Origin of the sequence: [Mycobacterium] manitobense, assembly GCF_025821665.1 — a bacterium.
In the GTDB taxonomy this organism is placed as follows: Bacteria; Actinomycetota; Actinomycetes; order Mycobacteriales; family Mycobacteriaceae; genus Mycobacterium; species Mycobacterium arseniciresistens.
The window spans coordinates 17132-32447 of sequence record NZ_JACKSJ010000015.1; the positions used below are offsets into that span (position 1 = coordinate 17132).

A 15316-nucleotide genomic window follows, 5' to 3' on the forward strand; every position below is an offset into this window, starting at 1 on the left:
GCGACGTCCGCGAGGCGGCGGTGACCGACGGTGGCGGGGCCGGCTGCCGGGATACTGGGACGGTGCGGGTTCTGATCGTCGAAGACGAGCGCCGGCTGGCGGCGACGCTCGCCGCCGGCCTGGCGGCCGAGGGCTTCACGACGGTCGAGGCCTTCGACGGGGTGGACGGTCTGCGGCGGGCGTGCGAGGAGCAGTTCGACGTGGTGGTGCTCGACATCATGCTGCCCGGGCTGTCGGGCTACGAGGTGCTGCGGCGGATGCGGCGTCACGGCGTGTGGACGCCGGTGATGATGCTGACCGCCAAGGACGGCGAGTACGACCAGACCGACGCGTTCGACCTCGGCGCCGACGACTACCTGACCAAGCCGTTCTCATTCGCGGTGCTGGTGGCCCGGCTGCGGGCGCTCAACCGGCGCAGCGCGGTGCAACGACCGAAGGTGCTGACCGCGGGCACCTTGACGCTCGACCCGGTGCGCCGGGTGGTGATGCGCAACCGGACGCCGATCCCGCTGACCCCGCGCGAGTACGGCCTGCTCGAATTCCTGATGCGCCACCCCGACGTCGCACTCGCCAAGACGACGATCCTGCACAGCGTGTGGGACGCGCACTACGACGGCCCCGACAACGTGGTGGAGGTCTACGTCGGCTACCTGCGCCGCAAGATCGACGTGCCGTTCGGCGCCAACAGCATCAAGACGATCCGCGGTGTCGGCTACCGGCTCGACTCCGGCGCCGTCGACAGCGCCAGCTGAACGGTCAGCACCGACCCGCCGCCGGGACGCTCGCCGAACGACACCGCGCCTGCGTGGGCGGTGACGATCTCCTTGACGATCGCCAGCCCCAGCCCGGCGCCGCCACCGGTGCGGGACCGGTCCGGGTCGAGCCGGACGAATCTGTCGAACACCCGGGTCCGCTCGTGGGGCGGCACTCCCGGCCCGTCGTCGGCCACCTTCAGCACGGCCGCGCCTGCGGCGGCGCGCACGGTGACGTCGACCCGGCTCGACGCATGCCGGGCCGCGTTGTCGAGCACGTTGCGCACCACGCGCGACAGCGCGGCGCGGTCGCCGAGCAAGCGGACGGGCGCCAGATCGCTGTGCACGACCGGACCGGAGCGCCCCGCCACGGCGTCGACCTCGGCAGCGACGAGGTCGTCGAGGTCGACGTCCTCCCGGCGCAGCACCAGCCCGCGCTCGTCGGCCCGGGCCAGCAGCAGCAGGTCCTCGATGAGCGCCTGCATCCGGTGCGCCTCGGGCAGCAGTGTCTCCGTGGCCAGCGGGCCCAGCAGGTCCGGGTGGGCGGCCGCCACCTCCAGCGCCGAGACGATGGTCGCCAGCGGGCTGCGCAACTCGTGGGAGGCGTCGCCGACGAACCGCTGCTGGGCGGCGTGACCGGCCTCGATCCGCGCCAGCATCTCGTTCATCGTGATCGCCAGCGCGGCGATCTCGTCGCGGCTGTCCGGAACGGGCACCCGCTCGGTCAGGTCCGAGGTGGTGATGGCGTCGACCCGGCCGCGGATCGCCTCCACCGACCGCATCGACCGGCGCACCAGCAGGTACGTCGCCGCCGCGGACACCGCGATCACGATCGGCGCCGATACCGCGAGCGCGATGATCACCGCCCGGACGGTCGACTCCACGACGTGGCTGCCCTCACCGACCAGCACGGTGTGGCTGCCGCCGGGCCCGTCGTAGGTGCCCGCGCTGAAGCGGATCGGTCCGTACGGCGACGCGTGCTCGGGCATGCCGATCCGCACCACGTCACCGATCTGGCCGATCGGGATCAGCGGGGTGTCGGGTGCGGCCTGCGAGCGCCGCACCACCACGCCGTCGGTGGTGAGGATCTGCACCGCGAGAATCCGTTCGTCGGTGTCGAGCAGCCCGGGATCGAGCCGGTCGACGCCGCCGGTGCGCAGGGCCGAGGCGATCTCGCCGAGACGCTCGGCCGCGGCGCTGTCCACGTCGGCCAGCAGCGTCCGGTACAGCACCGCGGCCAGTCCGGCGCCCGACAACGTCAACGCCACGAACACCACCGCGGCGGCGACGAAGGACGAGCGCGCCGAGATGCCCCACCGGGTGCGCGGCAGGACGCGGTCTGCGGGGGCCGGCGTGTCCACCGGTCCATCATTACCGCTGCCGCGCGGGAAGGGATCGCGCACAATGGTGCGCTGTGTCCGACGAGCGGCAGGTCCACGAGTGGTTCCTGCAGCGAGGGCTGCCGCTGGTGCTCACCCGGCGGGTGCGTTCACGCCGGTTGATCGAGCGGTCCGCCCCCATGGTCTCCGGGCTCGGCGCCGTCACCGCCCTGATGCTGTCGGCGGCCGAACTCACCGACGGCGATCCCGATCTCGGCTACGTGCTGAGGCTCGGTCTGATCGCCGCGGCACTCGTCGTGGCGCCGTTCGTGATGAACATGCTGCGTCGCACCGTCACCCGCCTCGGCCTGGCGGGACGGCGTTCGGCGGCGGTGCTGGTGATGGCGATCTTCGTCGCCGTCATGCCGGTCGCCGTCAACGGCTGGTCGGCGGAGGCGCTGGCGGAGGCGCCGGTCTTCCTGCTGCTGTCCCTGCTCGCGATCTGGCTGACATATGTCGGCTTCGGCTCGATCGCGCTGTGGGCGTTCCGCTTCGCGTTCCTGCAGCTGGGAGCGCTGGGCACCTTGATGAGCCGCGCCCTGCCGTTCCTGATGCTGACAGTGGTGGTGTACTTCACCGGCGAACTGTGGCAGCTGTCGGCACGGGTGACGCGGGAGCGGCTGTGGGAGACCATCGCGTTCCTCGCGCTGGTGGCGATCCTGTTCATGGTCACCACCATTCGCGACGAGGTGCGATCCCTGCGGGAGGAGCGCGCCGAGGAGCAGAATCCGAACGAACTGCTGGCGGGTACCCCACTGGCCGTCACACCCGGGCACCAGCCGCCGCGCACCTCGCTGTCCCGCGGCGAGCGGGTCAACGTCGTCGCGATCATGTTGGTGGCTCAGGCGATCCAGGTGGTGTTCTTCACCGCGGGCCTGTTCGCGTTCTTCCTGGCCCTCGGAGTGATCGCCATCCCCGACGAGGTGACCGTGCTGTGGTCCGCCGAGGAGGTCTGCGCAGAAGGTCAACCACCCTGCGCCGGAACGTGGTTCGGCATCGCCCTGCCGGTGCCGCAGACGGTGGTGCACATGTCGCTGTTCGTGTCCGTGCTGTCCGGGCTGTACTTCACCGTCAGCACCAGTGTCGATCCGCTCTACCGGGAGCGGTTCTTCGATCCGCTGATCGCCGACGTCGCCGTCAGCCTCGCCGGTCGCGACGCCTACCTCGAGCGGGAGGCCGCGCACGGCTGAGCAGGCGCACCTGTGACCGATCGTGACTTCAGTCCCCATGCAGTCGCGGGTCCGTGGAAGGTTGTCCCATGACGTCCGGTGAATCGAACGCGCCCCCGACCGTCGACCGCGTCGCGGCCGAGAACTGGTTCCTCAAAAAGGGTGTGCCCTCGGTGCTGACCCGGCGGGAGCGGTGGCGCCGGGTGTGGTCGCGGTCGGCGCCCGCGCTCGCCGGCGTGGCAGCGTTGCAGATCGCCGTGCTCGCACTCACCCTCGGCACGGGCTCGCCGGAGATCCACATCGACACCACCGCCTCGACACGCAGCTGGGTCGGCATCGTCGTCCTGGTGGTCACAGTGCCGGCCATGGCGCTGACCGGATACGCCGTCTCCCGCCTGGCCTCCGACCGGACCCGTCGCCATGCGGCAGGCGCGTCGGTTCTCGTCGTGCTGGCCGCCGGGCTCTTCGACGGCAACACGAACGTGGTCGACGATGTGGTGTCGACGGCGCTGCTCGTCGGCTTCGTGGTCCTCCTCACCGGGCTCGGAGTGGGATCGGTGCTGGCGTGGGCCATCCGGCTGACCGCCTCGCACCTGGCCTCCATCGCGACGCTCGCCGCACGCGCCCTGCCGGTGGTGCTGCTGACGGTCCTGGTGTTCTTCAACGGCGCGATCTGGGGCATGGCCTCCACCATCGGTCGCGACCGGATGTGGCTGATCGTGGGCTTCATGTCGCTGATCGCCGTCGCCTTCCTGCTGACCGGGTTGTGGGAACGGGTCAAACCGATGCTGGCGCAGTCAGAGACGACCGAGGCGTCCGCCGCGGGCCTGGCGGGTACGCCGTTGGAGTCGATGCCCGATCCGCCGGATCCGCCGCCGCTGCGGCGGGGTGAGCGGATCAACGTCTTGTTCGTCGTCGCGGCATCACAGGTCACCCAGGTGCTGGCGGTGGCCGTCGCCACGACCCTGATCTTCCTCGGGCTGGCGCTGCTGGTACTGAGCCCGCCGCTGCTCGACGAATGGACCCGGCACAACACCGGGAACGCCGTCATCCTCGACGCGACCATCCCGCTGCCCCAGGCGCTGGTCCACGTGCTGATGTTCCTGGGCGCGCTGACCTTCATGTATGTCAGCGCCCGGGCCGTCGGCGACGGCGAATACCGCACGGAGTTCCTCGACCCGCTGGTCGAGGACCTGCGCACCACCGTCACCGCCCGCAACCGCTACCGCAGCCACGGGGACTGACGCGACGCAAAAGGCCTCCGCAGCGCACTGCGGAGGCCCCTCGTCGGTGTTCGGCGGCTACAGGTACTGGCCGAGATTCGACTCCGTGTCGATGGCCCTGCTTGCACTCGACGACTTGCCGGTGACCAGCGTGCGGATGTAGACGATCCGCTCGCCCTTCTTGCCCGAGATACGGGCCCAGTCATCGGGATTCGTCGTGTTCGGCAGATCCTCGTTCTCGGCGAACTCGTCGACGATCGAGTCGAGCAGGTGCTGGATGCGCAGGCCCTTCTGGCCCGTCTCCAGCACCGACTTGATCGCGTTCTTCTTCGCGCGGTCGACGACGTTCTGGATCATGGCACCGGAGTTGAAGTCCTTGAAGTACATGACTTCCTTGTCACCGTTGGCGTAGGTGACCTCCAGGAACCGGTTGTCGTCGATCTCGGCGTACATCCGGTCGACGACCTTCTCGATCATCGCCTTGATGGTCAGCGAACGGTCGCCGCTGAACTCGGCGAGATCGTCGTCGTTGATCGGCAGTTCCTCGGTCAGGTACTTGCTGAAGATGTCCTGAGCCGATTCGGCGTCCGGCCGCTCGATCTTGATCTTGACGTCCAGGCGGCCGGGCCGCAGGATCGCCGGGTCGATCATGTCCTCGCGGTTGGAGGCGCCGATCACGATGACGTTCTCCAGGCCCTCGACGCCGTCGATCTCCGAGAGCAGCTGCGGCACCACGGTGGTCTCCACGTCGGAGCTCACGCCGGTGCCGCGGGTGCGGAAGATGGAGTCCATCTCGTCGAAGAACACGATCACCGGTGTGCCCTCGGACGCCTTCTCGCGCGCCCGCTGGAAGATCAGCCGGATGTGGCGTTCGGTCTCGCCGACGAACTTGTTGAGCAGCTCGGGGCCCTTGATGTTGAGGAAGTAGGACTTCGCCTCCCGCGCGTCGTCGCCACGCACCTCGGCCATCTTCTTGGCCAGCGAGTTGGCCACCGCCTTGGCGATCAACGTCTTGCCGCAGCCGGGCGGACCGTACAGCAGCACACCCTTGGGCGGGCGCAGCGAGTACTCCCGGTAGAGCTCCTTGTGCAGGAACGGCAGCTCCACCGCGTCGCGGATCTGCTCGATCTGACGCCCGAGGCCACCGATGTCGTTGTAGCTGACGTCGGGCACCTCCTCGAGCACCAGGTCCTCGACCTCGGCCTTGGGGATGCGCTCGAAGGCGTAGCCGGCCTTGGTGTCGACCAGCAGCGAGTCGCCGGGCCGCAACCTGCGCGGCCGGTTGTCGTTGTCGTTGTCGATGTCGGCGTCGGGATCATCCGGCAGGTGCTCGGCGGCCACCAGCGGTTCGGCCAGCCACACGATGCGCTCCTCGTCGGCGTGACCGACCACCAGCGCCCGGTGTCCGTCGGAGAGGATCTCGCGCAGCGTGCTGATCTCGCCGACCGACTCGAACGTGCCCGCCTCGACGACGGTCAGCGCCTCGTTGAGGCGGACCGTCTGACCCTGCTTGAGTCCTTCGGTCTCGATGTTCGGCGAGCACGTGAGGCGCATCTTGCGGCCGGAGGTGAACACGTCGACCGTGTCGTCGTCGTGGGTCCCCAGCAGCACGCCGTAACCGCTCGGCGGCTGCCCCAGCCGGTCGACCTCCTCGCGCAGCGCCAGCAACTGCTGGCGGGCCTCCTTGAGGGTCTCCATCAGCTTGGCGTTGCGCGCCGCGAGTGAGTCGATCCGAGCTTCCAGCTGATGGACGTCACGCGCGGTGCGCAGCCCGCTCTGCGGGCCCACAGCGTTCTCCAACTGCTCGCGCAGCAGCGCGGCCTCTCGGCGCAGCTGTTCCAATTCGGCAGCATCATCGCTGGACATCGGGGTCCCGAAACCGTCCGAGAAGGCTTCCGAACGATCTGACTCACTCATACCGAACTCCCTCCCGCACCGAATATTGGTGCAGTAACAACTTCAACGCTACCGGCGATTCAGCCTTTGTGTGCGGTGTAGCAATGGGACACACCAGCATCACTGTTAACGTAAGAAAGCGTTGGACCCTTCGAAAGGACAGTTGTGATCCTGAAAACCCTCGTAACCGGCATGGCAGCGGCCGCCGTTGTCGGAGCCGCCGCGGTGGGTGTGACCTCGATTGCATCCCCTGCGATCTCGTCCGCTTCCCCCGTCGCATTCGGCGTGCCGGTGCCCACCGCACCCGCGCCGGAGATCACCAATGAGATCACCCAGACGGTCAACGCCCTCGGCTCCGGCGGTTCCTTCCGCGGTAAGTCGCCCTACATCCAGGGCCTGGGCCGGTTCACCGGCAAGGGCGCCGAGATCAAATACAACGACGCGGTGGCGAAGGGCTACCTGCCGCTGAGCGCCACCGTCGCCAACCCTGATCTCAACGGAAACCTGGCGACGGCGAACGTCACCGCGACGCTGGCCAACGGTCAGGTCCGCTCGATGCCGCTGTCGTTCGTGCGCGGCCCGAGCCCCACCGGCTGGCAGCTGTCGAGCCAGTCGCTGTTCGCCCTCGGCGACCTGGTGGGCTGACGATCCGCCGTACAAGCACCGTCATCTCGAGCGCCGTCACCATCCTGGTGGCGGCGTTCGGGCTTGTCGGGTGCGGTGCCGACGCCCCACAGCCTGCGCCGGCCCCGCCGGCACGCAGCACACCCGCAGGCCCGCCGCCGGCCCCTGCGGCCGCGCCGCTGCCGCCCCCCAGTGCTCTGACCGATGTGCTGTACCGCCTGGCCGACGTGAACGTGCCCGGCGCCGAGAAGACCGAATTCGTCGAAGAGGCCACCAACGCCGACACCGAGGCCCTCGACCGCTTCGGCCGGGCACTGACCGACAACGGCTACCACCCGATGACCTTCGACGTCGCCGACCTGGCCTGGTCGGAGTCCGACCCCGGCAACGTCACCGCGACGGTGATCGCCAGGACCCCCGTGGGACGGGAGGGCGGCGACTTCACCTACCCGATGGAGTTCGCGCGCACGCCCGACGGCGGCTGGCAGCTCACCCACGAGACCGCCGAACTGCTCTTCGCACTGAACGCGCCCGCCGCGCCCGCGCCGCCGCGCTGAGGCCGCCCCATGTGGATCGGCTGGCTCGAATTCGACCTGCTCCTGGGCGACGTCCGTTCGCTCAAGCAGAAGCGGTCCGCGGTGCGGCCGGTGATCGCAGAATTGGCCCGCAGGTTCGGCGTGTCGGCCGCCGAAGTCGGCTCCCAGGAACTGCACCGGCGGGCCGCTGTGGGCGTGGCGATGGTCGCGGCGGACCGGGCGCACGTGGTCGAGGTGCTCGACGCCGCCGAGCGGCTGGTGGCGGCGCGGCCCGAACTGGAACTGCTGTCGGTCCGGCGCGGCCTGCGCCGCAGCACCGACGAGTGATCAGGTCCCGAGCTGCCGCTTGCGGCGCAGCGGCATCGGCGCCACGGCGCCCGGCGCGAGCCGGCGCGCGCTGATCAGGAACGCGGTGTGGCCGCGCATGGTGTGCTGCGGGCGGACCGCAAGACCCACCACGTACCAGCCGCGCTGCATGCTCTCCCACGCCCGCGGCTCGGTCCAGCACTGCTGCTCGCGCAGCGCCTCCACCGCGCGCGAGAGCTGCGTGACGGTCGCGACGTAGATCATCAGCACCCCGCCGGGCACCAGGTTGCGCGACACCGTGTCGAGCACCTCCCACGGCGAGAGCATGTCGAGTACCACGCGGTCGACCTCCGGACCGGAGTAGTCGTTCACATCGGCGATGACCAGGTCCCAGTTGGGCGGACGCTCACCGAAGAAGGTGACGACGTTGCGCTCGGCGTGCACGGCGTGGTCGTCGCGGACGTCGTAGGACGACACGTGACCGCCGGGGCCGACGGCGCGCAACAGCGAGCAGGTCAGCGCGCCCGAACCCGCGCCCGCCTCGAGCACCCGTGCGCCGGGGAAGATGTCCCCCTCGTGCACGATCTGGGCGGCGTCCTTCGGGTAGATGACCTGCGCCCCGCGCGGCATGGACATCACGTAGTCGACCAGGAGCGGGCGCAGCACCAGGAACTGGTCACCGCTCGTGGACTTCACCACGCTGCCCTCCGGCAACCCGACCACGGAGTCGAGCGCGATGATCCCGCGGTGGGTGTGGAACTCGCGGCCGGGCTCGAGCAGCATCGTGTAGTGCCTGCCCTTGGCGTCGGTGAGCTGCACGCGGTCGCCGACAGCGAAGGGACCGGTGCGGCGCATAGCCGTCAAGCCTGCCAGGGGACGCGCCGCCGCGGGTGCGCGGGGTTGTCGGGGGCCCGTCCTAGGCTGCTGTTTGTGAGCAGCGAACGGGGTGGTGTGCGGCGGCCCGCGCTGTCCCCGTCGCGGGCCAGCGATTTCAAGCAGTGCCCGCTGCTGTACCGGTTCCGGGCCATCGACCGCCTCCCGGAGCCCACCTCTCCCGCGCAGCTGCGGGGTTCGGTCGCCCACGCCGCGCTCGAGCAGCTGTACTCCCTGCCCGCCGAGCAGCGGGGCCACGACACCGCGCTGGCACTCGTCGGCCCAGCGTGGGACCGCGTGGTGGCCGAGCACCCCGACCTCGTCGCCGACGTCGACCCCGCGGTGCGCACGGCGCTGATCGACGAGGTGCGCAAGCTGCTGTCGGGCTACTACCGCCTCGAGGACCCGACCCGGTTCGACCCGCAGTCCTGCGAGCAACGCGTCGAGGTGGAACTCGCCGACGGCACCCTGCTGCGCGGATTCGTCGACCGCATCGACGTCGCCGCCACCGGCGAGCTGCGGGTGGTCGACTACAAGACCGGCAAGGCGCCGCCGGAGGCCCGCACGCTGGCCGAGGCGAAGGCACTGTTCCAGATGAAGTTCTACGCCGTCGCGCTACTGCGGTCCCGCGGCGTGCTGCCGGCCCGGCTGCGGCTGCTCTACCTGGCCGACGGCCAGGTGCTCGACTACTCCCCCGACGCCGACGAGCTGCTGCGTTTCGAGCGCACGCTGTCGGCGATGTGGCGGGCGATCCAGGCGGCGGGCGCCTCGGGCGATTTCCGGCCCAAGCCGTCGCGGTTGTGCGACTGGTGCGCCCATCACGCGCACTGCCCGGCGTTCGGCGGCACGCCACCGCCGTACCCGGGCTGGCCCACCGTGATCGACGACGGCGACCCCGACGCGGTGCTGCAGACGGCGACGGAGCCCGCTGCGTGATCGACTGCCTCTACCGCCGCCTGCCCGGCGGCGGGCCCGCCGGTGAGCGCTTCGAATCCACCGACGGCACCCGCAGCAACTGGGCCGCCGACATCCAGCACGGCTCGCCGCCGCTGGCGCTGATGACCCGCGCCATCGAGGATCTGGCGGCAGGCACACCGCTGCGGATCGGCCGCCTCAGCCTCGACATCCTCGGCGCCATCCCGGTCGCGCCGGTGACGGTGCGCAGCCGGGTGTCCCGGCCGGGCACCCGGATCTCGATGATGGTGGCCGAGATGACCGCCGCCGCACCCGACGGCTCCGAGCGTGCGGTGGCCCGCGTGACCGCCTGGCTGCTGGCCACCAGCGACACCCGCGAGGTGGCGACCGACCGGTATCCACCGCTCGTGGAGGGCGCCGCGATACCGGTGCCGCACAGCTGGGAGGGCGCGCAGGGCTACCTCGAGACGGTCAGGTGGCGCAGGCAGCCCAGCGCCGACGGTGATGCCGCGGTGGCCTGGCTCAGCCCGCTGGTGCCGCTGGTGGACGACGAGGAGACGACGGCGGTGCAGCGGCTGGCGATGGTCGTCGACTCCGCCAACGGGGCGGGCGCCGCTCTGGACCCCGAGCGGTTCATGTTCATGAACACCGACACCACCGTCCACCTGCACCGGCTGCCGACGGGGTCGGACTTCGCGCTGCGGGCGCGCGGTTCGATCGGTCCGGACGGTGTCGGCGTCACGACGGCGGAGATCTTCGACCGGCAGGGGTTCGTCGGCACCAGCGCGCAGACACTGTTGGTGCAGCGCCGGTGAACGAGGAACTGCGATGGCAGTTCCACCTGGCGTGGGCGCTGGCCGAGGTGCACCTCGACACCTTGGTCGATGACGACTTCCTCTGGCAGCCAAGCGAACTGGTGTGGACCGTGCGACCGGGTGACGATGGCCGCTGGCGCCCCGACTGGGCGGACACCGAGCCCGACCCGATCCCGGTGCCCACGATCGCATGGCTCACCTGGCACATCGACTGGTGGTGGTCGGTGACGCTGGCACACGCGCGCGGCGAGTCCGCGCCGGAGCGCACAGACGTGACGTGGCCCGGTTCCGGTTCGGCGGCGGTGACGCGGTTGCGTGACCTCGCCGGGCAGTGGCGGGCGCTGCTGGAGGCGCTGAGCACGCAGGACCTGCACGGGCCGTCCGCCTTCCCCTGGGGCGCCGACGCCGGCCGCACCATGGCCCACACCGTGCTGTGGGTGAATGTCGAACTGACCAAGAACATCTCGGAGATCGGTCAGTTGCGGCTGCTGCGCGCCGCGCGCAGCTGACGGCCCCGCGCGCCGCCGAACCGCCGAACGTGAGCTTGTTTCTCAGGAATCGCCCGATCATCGCCATCTTGCTCACGTTCGGCGTACGTATATGCCCTTGCGTCTATATAGATGCCGTGCAATATTAGGGGCATGGATGTATTCGAGGCGGTGGCAGAGCCCAGCCGGCGGGCACTGCTCGACGCACTGACCGAAGGTGAACGCACGGCAGGCGACCTGGTGGCCACGCTGCCGGGCCTGACACAGCCGACCGTGTCGCGACACCTGCGGGTGCTGCGCGAGGTCGGCCTCGTCGAGGTGCGACCCGACGCCCAACGCCGCATCTACGCGTTGCGCGCCGACGGCCTGGTGGCGATCGACCAGTGGATCGACCGCTACCGCCAGTTCTGGACCGGTCACCTCGATGCGTTGGAGCGTCATCTGCGGACCACCCGGGGGCCGGCCGAATGACCGGGCGCGACGGCACGCTCACCATCGACGGCGACCGCGCGGTGCTGCATTTCGAGCGCCGGCTGCCCTACCCCGTCGAGGCCGTGTGGTCGGCCATCACCGACCCTGGTGAACGGCAGCAGTGGTTCGGGCCGACCACCATCGAACCCCGCGAAGGCGGCACCATCGAGATGGTCGCGACCGGCCCACCGGTGCCCGACGACCTCAAACGGATGACCGGCCGGATCCTGGTGTGGGATCCACCGCACGTGCTCGAACACGAGTGGAGGCAGCAGATCGTCGAGGACGGTGTGGTGCGCTACGAACTGACCCCCGACGGCGCCGGCGCCACCGTGCTGCGCTTCACCCATCGCGGCCTCGGGGTGCGCAACGCCACGGGTTTCCGCGGCGGCACCGAGGCCTTCCTCGATCGGCTGGAGGCCCACCTCGGCGGCACCGAGCTACCCGAATGGACCAACCGGATACGGAGAAATCATGCCTGACAACCACTTCGACGACAGTGCGCCGCGGGTGGCGGTGGCCTACCACTCCGGATTCGGGCACACCGAGACGCTGGCACACGCCGTCACCACGGGTGCCCGCGACGCCGGCGCCGACGTGACCCTGATCGCCGTCGACGCGATGTCCGGCGCGGACTGGGACACCCTGGACACCGCCGACGCGATCGTCTTCGGCACGCCGACCTACATGGGCAACGTGTCCGCGGCGTTCCAGGCGTTCGCCGAGAAGACCGGCAGGCGCTGCCAGGAAGGCACCTGGAGCGACAAGATCGCGGCGGGGTTCACCAATTCGGGCGGCAAGAGCGGTGACAAGCTTCAGACGCTGACGTCGCTCGCCGTGTTCGCCGCCCAGCACCACATGCACTGGGTCAACCTCGGTCTGGTCGCCGGCTGGAACAGCTCCGCGTCCAGTCCCGACGACCTCAACCGGCTGGCGTTCTTCCTCGGGGCGGGCGCACAGACCGACGTCGACGCCGGGCCGGACCGGGTGCACGGTTCCGACGCCCGGACCTGTGCCCACCTCGGGACCCGGGTGGCCCTGGTGACGCGCCAGCTCAAGGCCGGCAGGCACGCTATGACAGCGGCTTCAGATCCTGCAGCAGCGTCGGCACCAGCTCACTGACGGTCGGGTGGATGTGCATGGTGCGGGATATCGCCGTGTAGGGCAGCTTGGCGGTCATCACGTCGAGAATCGAGTGGATCACCTCGTCGCCGCCGACACCGAAGATCGCGGCGCCCAGGATCTCCTCGGTCTCTGCGTCGACGACCACCTTCATGAAGCCCTGGGTCTCGCCCTTCTCGACGGCGCGGCCGACGCGCGTCATCGGGCGCTTGCCCACCAACGCTTTCCGGCCCGACGCCCGCACCTGGTCGACCGACATCCCGGCGCGGCCCAGCGGCGGATCGATGTACAGCGCGTAGGTGGTGATGCGGTCGCTGACCCGCCGGGGGTCGTCGTCGAGCAGGTTGGCCGCCACGATCTCGAAGTCGTTGTACGACGTGTGGGTGAAGGCGCCCTTGCCGTTGCAGTCCCCCATCGCCCAGATGTGCTCGGCGGAGGTGCGCAGCTGGTCGTCGACGACGACGAAGCCCCGCTCGTCGGTCTGCACACCGGCGGCGTCGAGGCCCAGGTCGTCGGTGTTCGGCAGCCGCCCGACCGCGACCAGCAGGTGGGTGCCGGATACGGCGTCGGCGCCGTCGCGCGGTGTCACGTCGAACCCGTTGTCGCGCTTGGTGAACCGCATGTCATCGGCGCCGACGATGATGGTGATGCCCTCCGCCTCGAGGATCTCGCAGACGGTGGCCGAGACGTCCTCGTCCTCCCGGGACGTCAGCCGGGGGCCCTTCTCGATGACGGTGACCTCGGCGCCGAACCTGCGGTACATCTGCGCGAACTCGAGCGCGATGTAGCTGCCACCGATGATCACCAGATGCTCGGGCACGATGTCGAGTTCGAGGATGCCGACGTTGGTGAGGTAGTCGATGTCCGACAGGCCCGGCAGGTCGGGCGCCACGGCGCGGCCGCCCACGTTGAGGAAGATGCGGTCGGCGGTGAGGATCCGGCCGTCGACGTCCACGGTGTGCGGATCGGTGAAGCGGGCGTGGCCGCGGATGAAGGTGCAGCCCTTCATGCCCTGCAGCCATGACTCGACGCCACGGCGATCGTCGAGCATGATCTTGTCCTTGCGGGCCTTGACCTTGGCCATGTCCACGGCGACGTCGCCGGTGCCGATGCCGTAGTCGGCGCCGCGCCGGGCCAGGTGGGCCGCATGCGCGCTCGCCACCAAGGTCTTGGTGGGGATGCATCCGTAGTTGACGCACGTGCCGCCGACCAGTTTGCGCTCGATCACCGCGACGGTCTGGCCTGCGTCGGTCAGCCGGCCGGCCAGCGGCGGTCCGGCCTGCCCGGCGCCGATGACGATCGCGTCGAAATGCTCTGTCGCCTCGCTCATCTCCGGCGTCCGCTCAGATCAGGCTGACGAGGAACACGACCAGGAAACCGCCGCCGACGGCGACGACGTCCTCGATGATCGCACCGGGCCGGTCCTTGCCGCCTCTGGCCGCCGCCAGCCGGGACCGCAGCTCCGCGCCACCCAGCGTGCCGAGCACCGCGCCGATGATCCCGGCACCGATGGAGCTGAAGGTGTGGTAGAACGCGCTCCCGATCACCGCGCCGGCGAACGCGCCGGTGATGAGGCGGGTCGCGAACTGCGGAGTCGTCTTGCGGCTCGGGGTCTTGGGCAACTGGTCGGTGACGAGCTCCACCACCAGGAGGACGGAGAGCACCGCCACGGTGATCGGATGTGCCACCCATTCCGACCATTTGCCGTCGACGTCGATCCAGCCCAGGAACGCGCCCCAGGCCACGACCGCGGGCGCCGTCAGGGCCCGCAGCCCCGCGATCACGCCGATCAGCAGCGCGAGCACCAACACCAGGACATGCGTCATGCGTACCTCCGAGGCGGGCGAAACGTCCTCCGGACGCTAACACGCAGACCGCGACGGGGCCGGGCGATCTAGAAGCGGCAGAACCTGATGTCGGAGGCCAGGATCGCCTTGGCGCCGATGGCGGCGATCTCGTCCATGATGGCGTTGACGTCGCGGCGCGGCACCAGCGCCCGCACCGCGACCCAGTCGGGATCGGCCAGCGGTGCGATGGTGGGTGATTCGAGCCCGGGGGTCACGGCGGTGGCGCGGTCGAGCACCGTGCGCGGGCAGTCGTAGTCCAGCATCAGGTACTGCTGGCCGAACACCACGCCCTGCACGCGGGCGGCCAGTTGGTCGCGGGCGGCCGACCTGTCGTCGGGCGGGCCGTCCTGCTCGATGAGCACCGCCTCCGAATCGCACAGCGATTCACCGAAAGCCGTCAGATTGTGCTGTCGCAACGTGCGGCCGGAGCCGACCACGTCGGCGATCGCGTCGGCCACCCCGAGCTGGACCGAGATCTCCACCGCACCGTCGAGCCGGATCACCGCGGCGTCGATTTCCCGCGCTGCCAGATCTTTCCGCACGAGATTCGGGTAGGCCGTGGCGATCCGCTTGCCGGCCAGGTCGGCCGCCGTCCAGTCCCGGCCCGCCGGTGCGGCGTAGCGGAACGTCGACGAACCGAAGCCGAGCGCCAGCCGCTCGCGTACCGGCGCATCCGACTCGGCGGCCAGATCCCGCCCGGTGATGCCGAGGTCCAGCTGGCCCGAGCCGACGTAGATCGCGATGTCCTTGGGCCGCAGGAAGAAGAACTCCACATTGTTGGCCGGGTCGATGACCGTGAGGTCCTTGGGGTCGGTGCGCTTCCGGTAGCCGGCCTCGGCCAGGATCTCCGCGGCGGACTCGCTCAGCGCGCCCTTGTTGGGGACCGCGACCCGCAACATG

General features: G+C 70.0%; 18 protein-coding genes. 12 read left to right on the forward strand and 6 right to left on the reverse strand.

Translation table 11 applies throughout. The features are described from left to right. The first annotated feature begins 62 nt into the window (after window positions 1-62). Window positions 63-752 carry a response regulator transcription factor gene (locus tag H7I41_RS00950; protein ID WP_264010675.1) on the forward strand — a complete coding sequence of 230 codons (690 nt, stop codon included), beginning with the start codon at window positions 63-65 and terminating at the stop codon, window positions 750-752. On the opposite strand, the gene H7I41_RS00955 is transcribed toward H7I41_RS00950, so the two are convergent. Further along, window positions 713-2113, reverse strand: a complete 1401-nt coding sequence (locus H7I41_RS00955; protein WP_264010676.1) for a sensor histidine kinase — start codon at window positions 2111-2113, stop codon at window positions 713-715. The two genes, H7I41_RS00950 and H7I41_RS00955, sit on opposite strands and share 40 nt — an antisense overlap. A gap of 53 nt (window positions 2114-2166) precedes the next feature. Between H7I41_RS00955 and H7I41_RS00960 the strand changes: the two genes are divergently transcribed. After that, window positions 2167-3321: a hypothetical protein gene (locus tag H7I41_RS00960; RefSeq protein WP_264010677.1), complete on the forward strand. Its 1155-nt coding sequence runs from the start codon at window positions 2167-2169 to the stop codon at window positions 3319-3321. 68 nt (window positions 3322-3389) lie between these two features. Further along, entirely contained in the window at window positions 3390-4544 is a 1155-nt protein-coding gene (locus H7I41_RS00965) for a hypothetical protein (RefSeq protein WP_264010678.1), read from the forward strand. 57 nt (window positions 4545-4601) lie between these two features. Here H7I41_RS00965 and arc read toward each other — a convergent pair whose 3' ends face one another. Then, window positions 4602-6440, reverse strand: a complete 1839-nt coding sequence (gene arc / locus H7I41_RS00970; RefSeq protein ID WP_264010679.1) for a proteasome ATPase — start codon at window positions 6438-6440, stop codon at window positions 4602-4604. Between the two features lie 144 nt (window positions 6441-6584). Between arc and H7I41_RS00975 the strand changes: the two genes are divergently transcribed. Genes H7I41_RS00975 through H7I41_RS00985 form a run of 3 tightly spaced genes read left to right on the forward strand, consistent with a single transcriptional unit; the run spans window position 6585 to window position 7906 of the window. Beyond that, window positions 6585-7064 (forward strand): MTB12 family secreted protein, encoded by a 480-nt coding sequence (locus tag H7I41_RS00975; RefSeq protein ID WP_264010680.1) that lies wholly within the window; start codon window positions 6585-6587, stop codon window positions 7062-7064. 2 nt (window positions 7065-7066) lie between these two features. Next, window positions 7067-7600 carry a lipoprotein LppK gene (gene lppK / locus H7I41_RS00980; RefSeq protein WP_505011355.1) on the forward strand — a complete coding sequence of 178 codons (534 nt, stop codon included), beginning with the start codon at window positions 7067-7069 and terminating at the stop codon, window positions 7598-7600. 9 nt (window positions 7601-7609) lie between these two features. Then, on the forward strand, window positions 7610-7906 hold the full coding sequence (locus tag H7I41_RS00985) for a DUF503 domain-containing protein (protein ID WP_264010682.1): 297 nt from the start codon (window positions 7610-7612) through the stop codon (window positions 7904-7906). Here H7I41_RS00985 and H7I41_RS00990 read toward each other — a convergent pair whose 3' ends face one another. After that, window positions 7907-8740: a tRNA (adenine-N1)-methyltransferase gene (locus H7I41_RS00990; RefSeq protein ID WP_264010683.1), complete on the reverse strand. Its 834-nt coding sequence runs from the start codon at window positions 8738-8740 to the stop codon at window positions 7907-7909. It lies immediately after the preceding gene. A gap of 75 nt (window positions 8741-8815) precedes the next feature. Here H7I41_RS00990 and H7I41_RS00995 point away from each other — a divergent pair, with 75 nt between their 5' ends. The 6 genes from H7I41_RS00995 (at window position 8816) to H7I41_RS01020 (ending at window position 12569) form a co-directional block, all read left to right on the forward strand. Beyond that, a complete protein-coding gene (locus H7I41_RS00995) occupies window positions 8816-9694 on the forward strand; it encodes a RecB family exonuclease (protein WP_264010684.1) in 879 nt (292 codons plus the stop codon). Next, the gene (locus tag H7I41_RS01000; protein WP_264010685.1) at window positions 9691-10488 is read left to right on the forward strand and encodes a thioesterase family protein; all 798 of its coding nucleotides are present in this window, start codon (window positions 9691-9693) and stop codon (window positions 10486-10488) included. Before H7I41_RS00995 ends, H7I41_RS01000 begins: the two co-directional genes overlap by 4 nt. Beyond that, entirely contained in the window at window positions 10485-10997 is a 513-nt protein-coding gene (locus tag H7I41_RS01005) for a DinB family protein (protein ID WP_264010686.1), read from the forward strand. The genes H7I41_RS01000 and H7I41_RS01005 overlap by 4 nt, the downstream gene beginning before the upstream one ends. A gap of 132 nt (window positions 10998-11129) precedes the next feature. Then, window positions 11130-11447 (forward strand): ArsR/SmtB family transcription factor, encoded by a 318-nt coding sequence (locus H7I41_RS01010; protein WP_264010687.1) that lies wholly within the window; start codon window positions 11130-11132, stop codon window positions 11445-11447. Further along, entirely contained in the window at window positions 11444-11929 is a 486-nt protein-coding gene (locus tag H7I41_RS01015; protein ID WP_264010688.1) for an SRPBCC family protein, read from the forward strand. The genes H7I41_RS01010 and H7I41_RS01015 overlap by 4 nt, the downstream gene beginning before the upstream one ends. After that, on the forward strand, window positions 11922-12569 hold the full coding sequence (locus H7I41_RS01020) for a flavodoxin family protein (RefSeq protein WP_264010689.1): 648 nt from the start codon (window positions 11922-11924) through the stop codon (window positions 12567-12569). Before H7I41_RS01015 ends, H7I41_RS01020 begins: the two co-directional genes overlap by 8 nt. Here the strand turns inward: H7I41_RS01020 and H7I41_RS01025 are convergent. The 3 genes from H7I41_RS01025 to hisG form a co-directional block, all read right to left on the reverse strand. Beyond that, window positions 12520-13899: an FAD-containing oxidoreductase gene (locus H7I41_RS01025; protein WP_264010690.1), complete on the reverse strand. Its 1380-nt coding sequence runs from the start codon at window positions 13897-13899 to the stop codon at window positions 12520-12522. The two genes, H7I41_RS01020 and H7I41_RS01025, sit on opposite strands and share 50 nt — an antisense overlap. 13 nt (window positions 13900-13912) lie before the next feature. Then, window positions 13913-14395 (reverse strand): DUF4126 family protein, encoded by a 483-nt coding sequence (locus H7I41_RS01030; protein WP_264010691.1) that lies wholly within the window; start codon window positions 14393-14395, stop codon window positions 13913-13915. A 68-nt stretch (window positions 14396-14463) separates the two neighbouring features. After that, entirely contained in the window at window positions 14464-15315 is an 852-nt protein-coding gene (hisG, locus tag H7I41_RS01035) for an ATP phosphoribosyltransferase (protein WP_264010692.1), read from the reverse strand. Window position 15316 lies beyond the last annotated feature (1 nt).

Excerpts from the sequence above, each read along its gene's own strand:
- H7I41_RS00990 (WP_264010683.1), bottom strand. The coding sequence starts at position 8,740 with ATGCGCCGCACCGGTCCCTTCGCTGTCGGCGACCGCGTGCAGCTCACC.
- hisG (WP_264010692.1), bottom strand. The coding sequence starts at position 15,315 with ATGTTGCGGGTCGCGGTCCCCAACAAGGGCGCGCTGAGCGAGTCCGCC.
- H7I41_RS01015 (WP_264010688.1), top strand. The coding sequence starts at position 11,444 with ATGACCGGGCGCGACGGCACGCTCACCATCGACGGCGACCGCGCGGTG.
- H7I41_RS01010 (WP_264010687.1), top strand. The coding sequence starts at position 11,130 with ATGGATGTATTCGAGGCGGTGGCAGAGCCCAGCCGGCGGGCACTGCTC.
- H7I41_RS01030 (WP_264010691.1), bottom strand. The coding sequence starts at position 14,395 with ATGACGCATGTCCTGGTGTTGGTGCTCGCGCTGCTGATCGGCGTGATC.
- H7I41_RS01025 (WP_264010690.1), bottom strand. The coding sequence starts at position 13,899 with ATGAGCGAGGCGACAGAGCATTTCGACGCGATCGTCATCGGCGCCGGG.
- arc (WP_264010679.1), bottom strand. The coding sequence starts at position 6,440 with ATGAGTGAGTCAGATCGTTCGGAAGCCTTCTCGGACGGTTTCGGGACC.
- H7I41_RS01020 (WP_264010689.1), top strand. The coding sequence starts at position 11,922 with ATGCCTGACAACCACTTCGACGACAGTGCGCCGCGGGTGGCGGTGGCC.
- H7I41_RS00965 (WP_264010678.1), top strand. The coding sequence starts at position 3,390 with ATGACGTCCGGTGAATCGAACGCGCCCCCGACCGTCGACCGCGTCGCG.
- H7I41_RS00985 (WP_264010682.1), top strand. The coding sequence starts at position 7,610 with ATGTGGATCGGCTGGCTCGAATTCGACCTGCTCCTGGGCGACGTCCGT.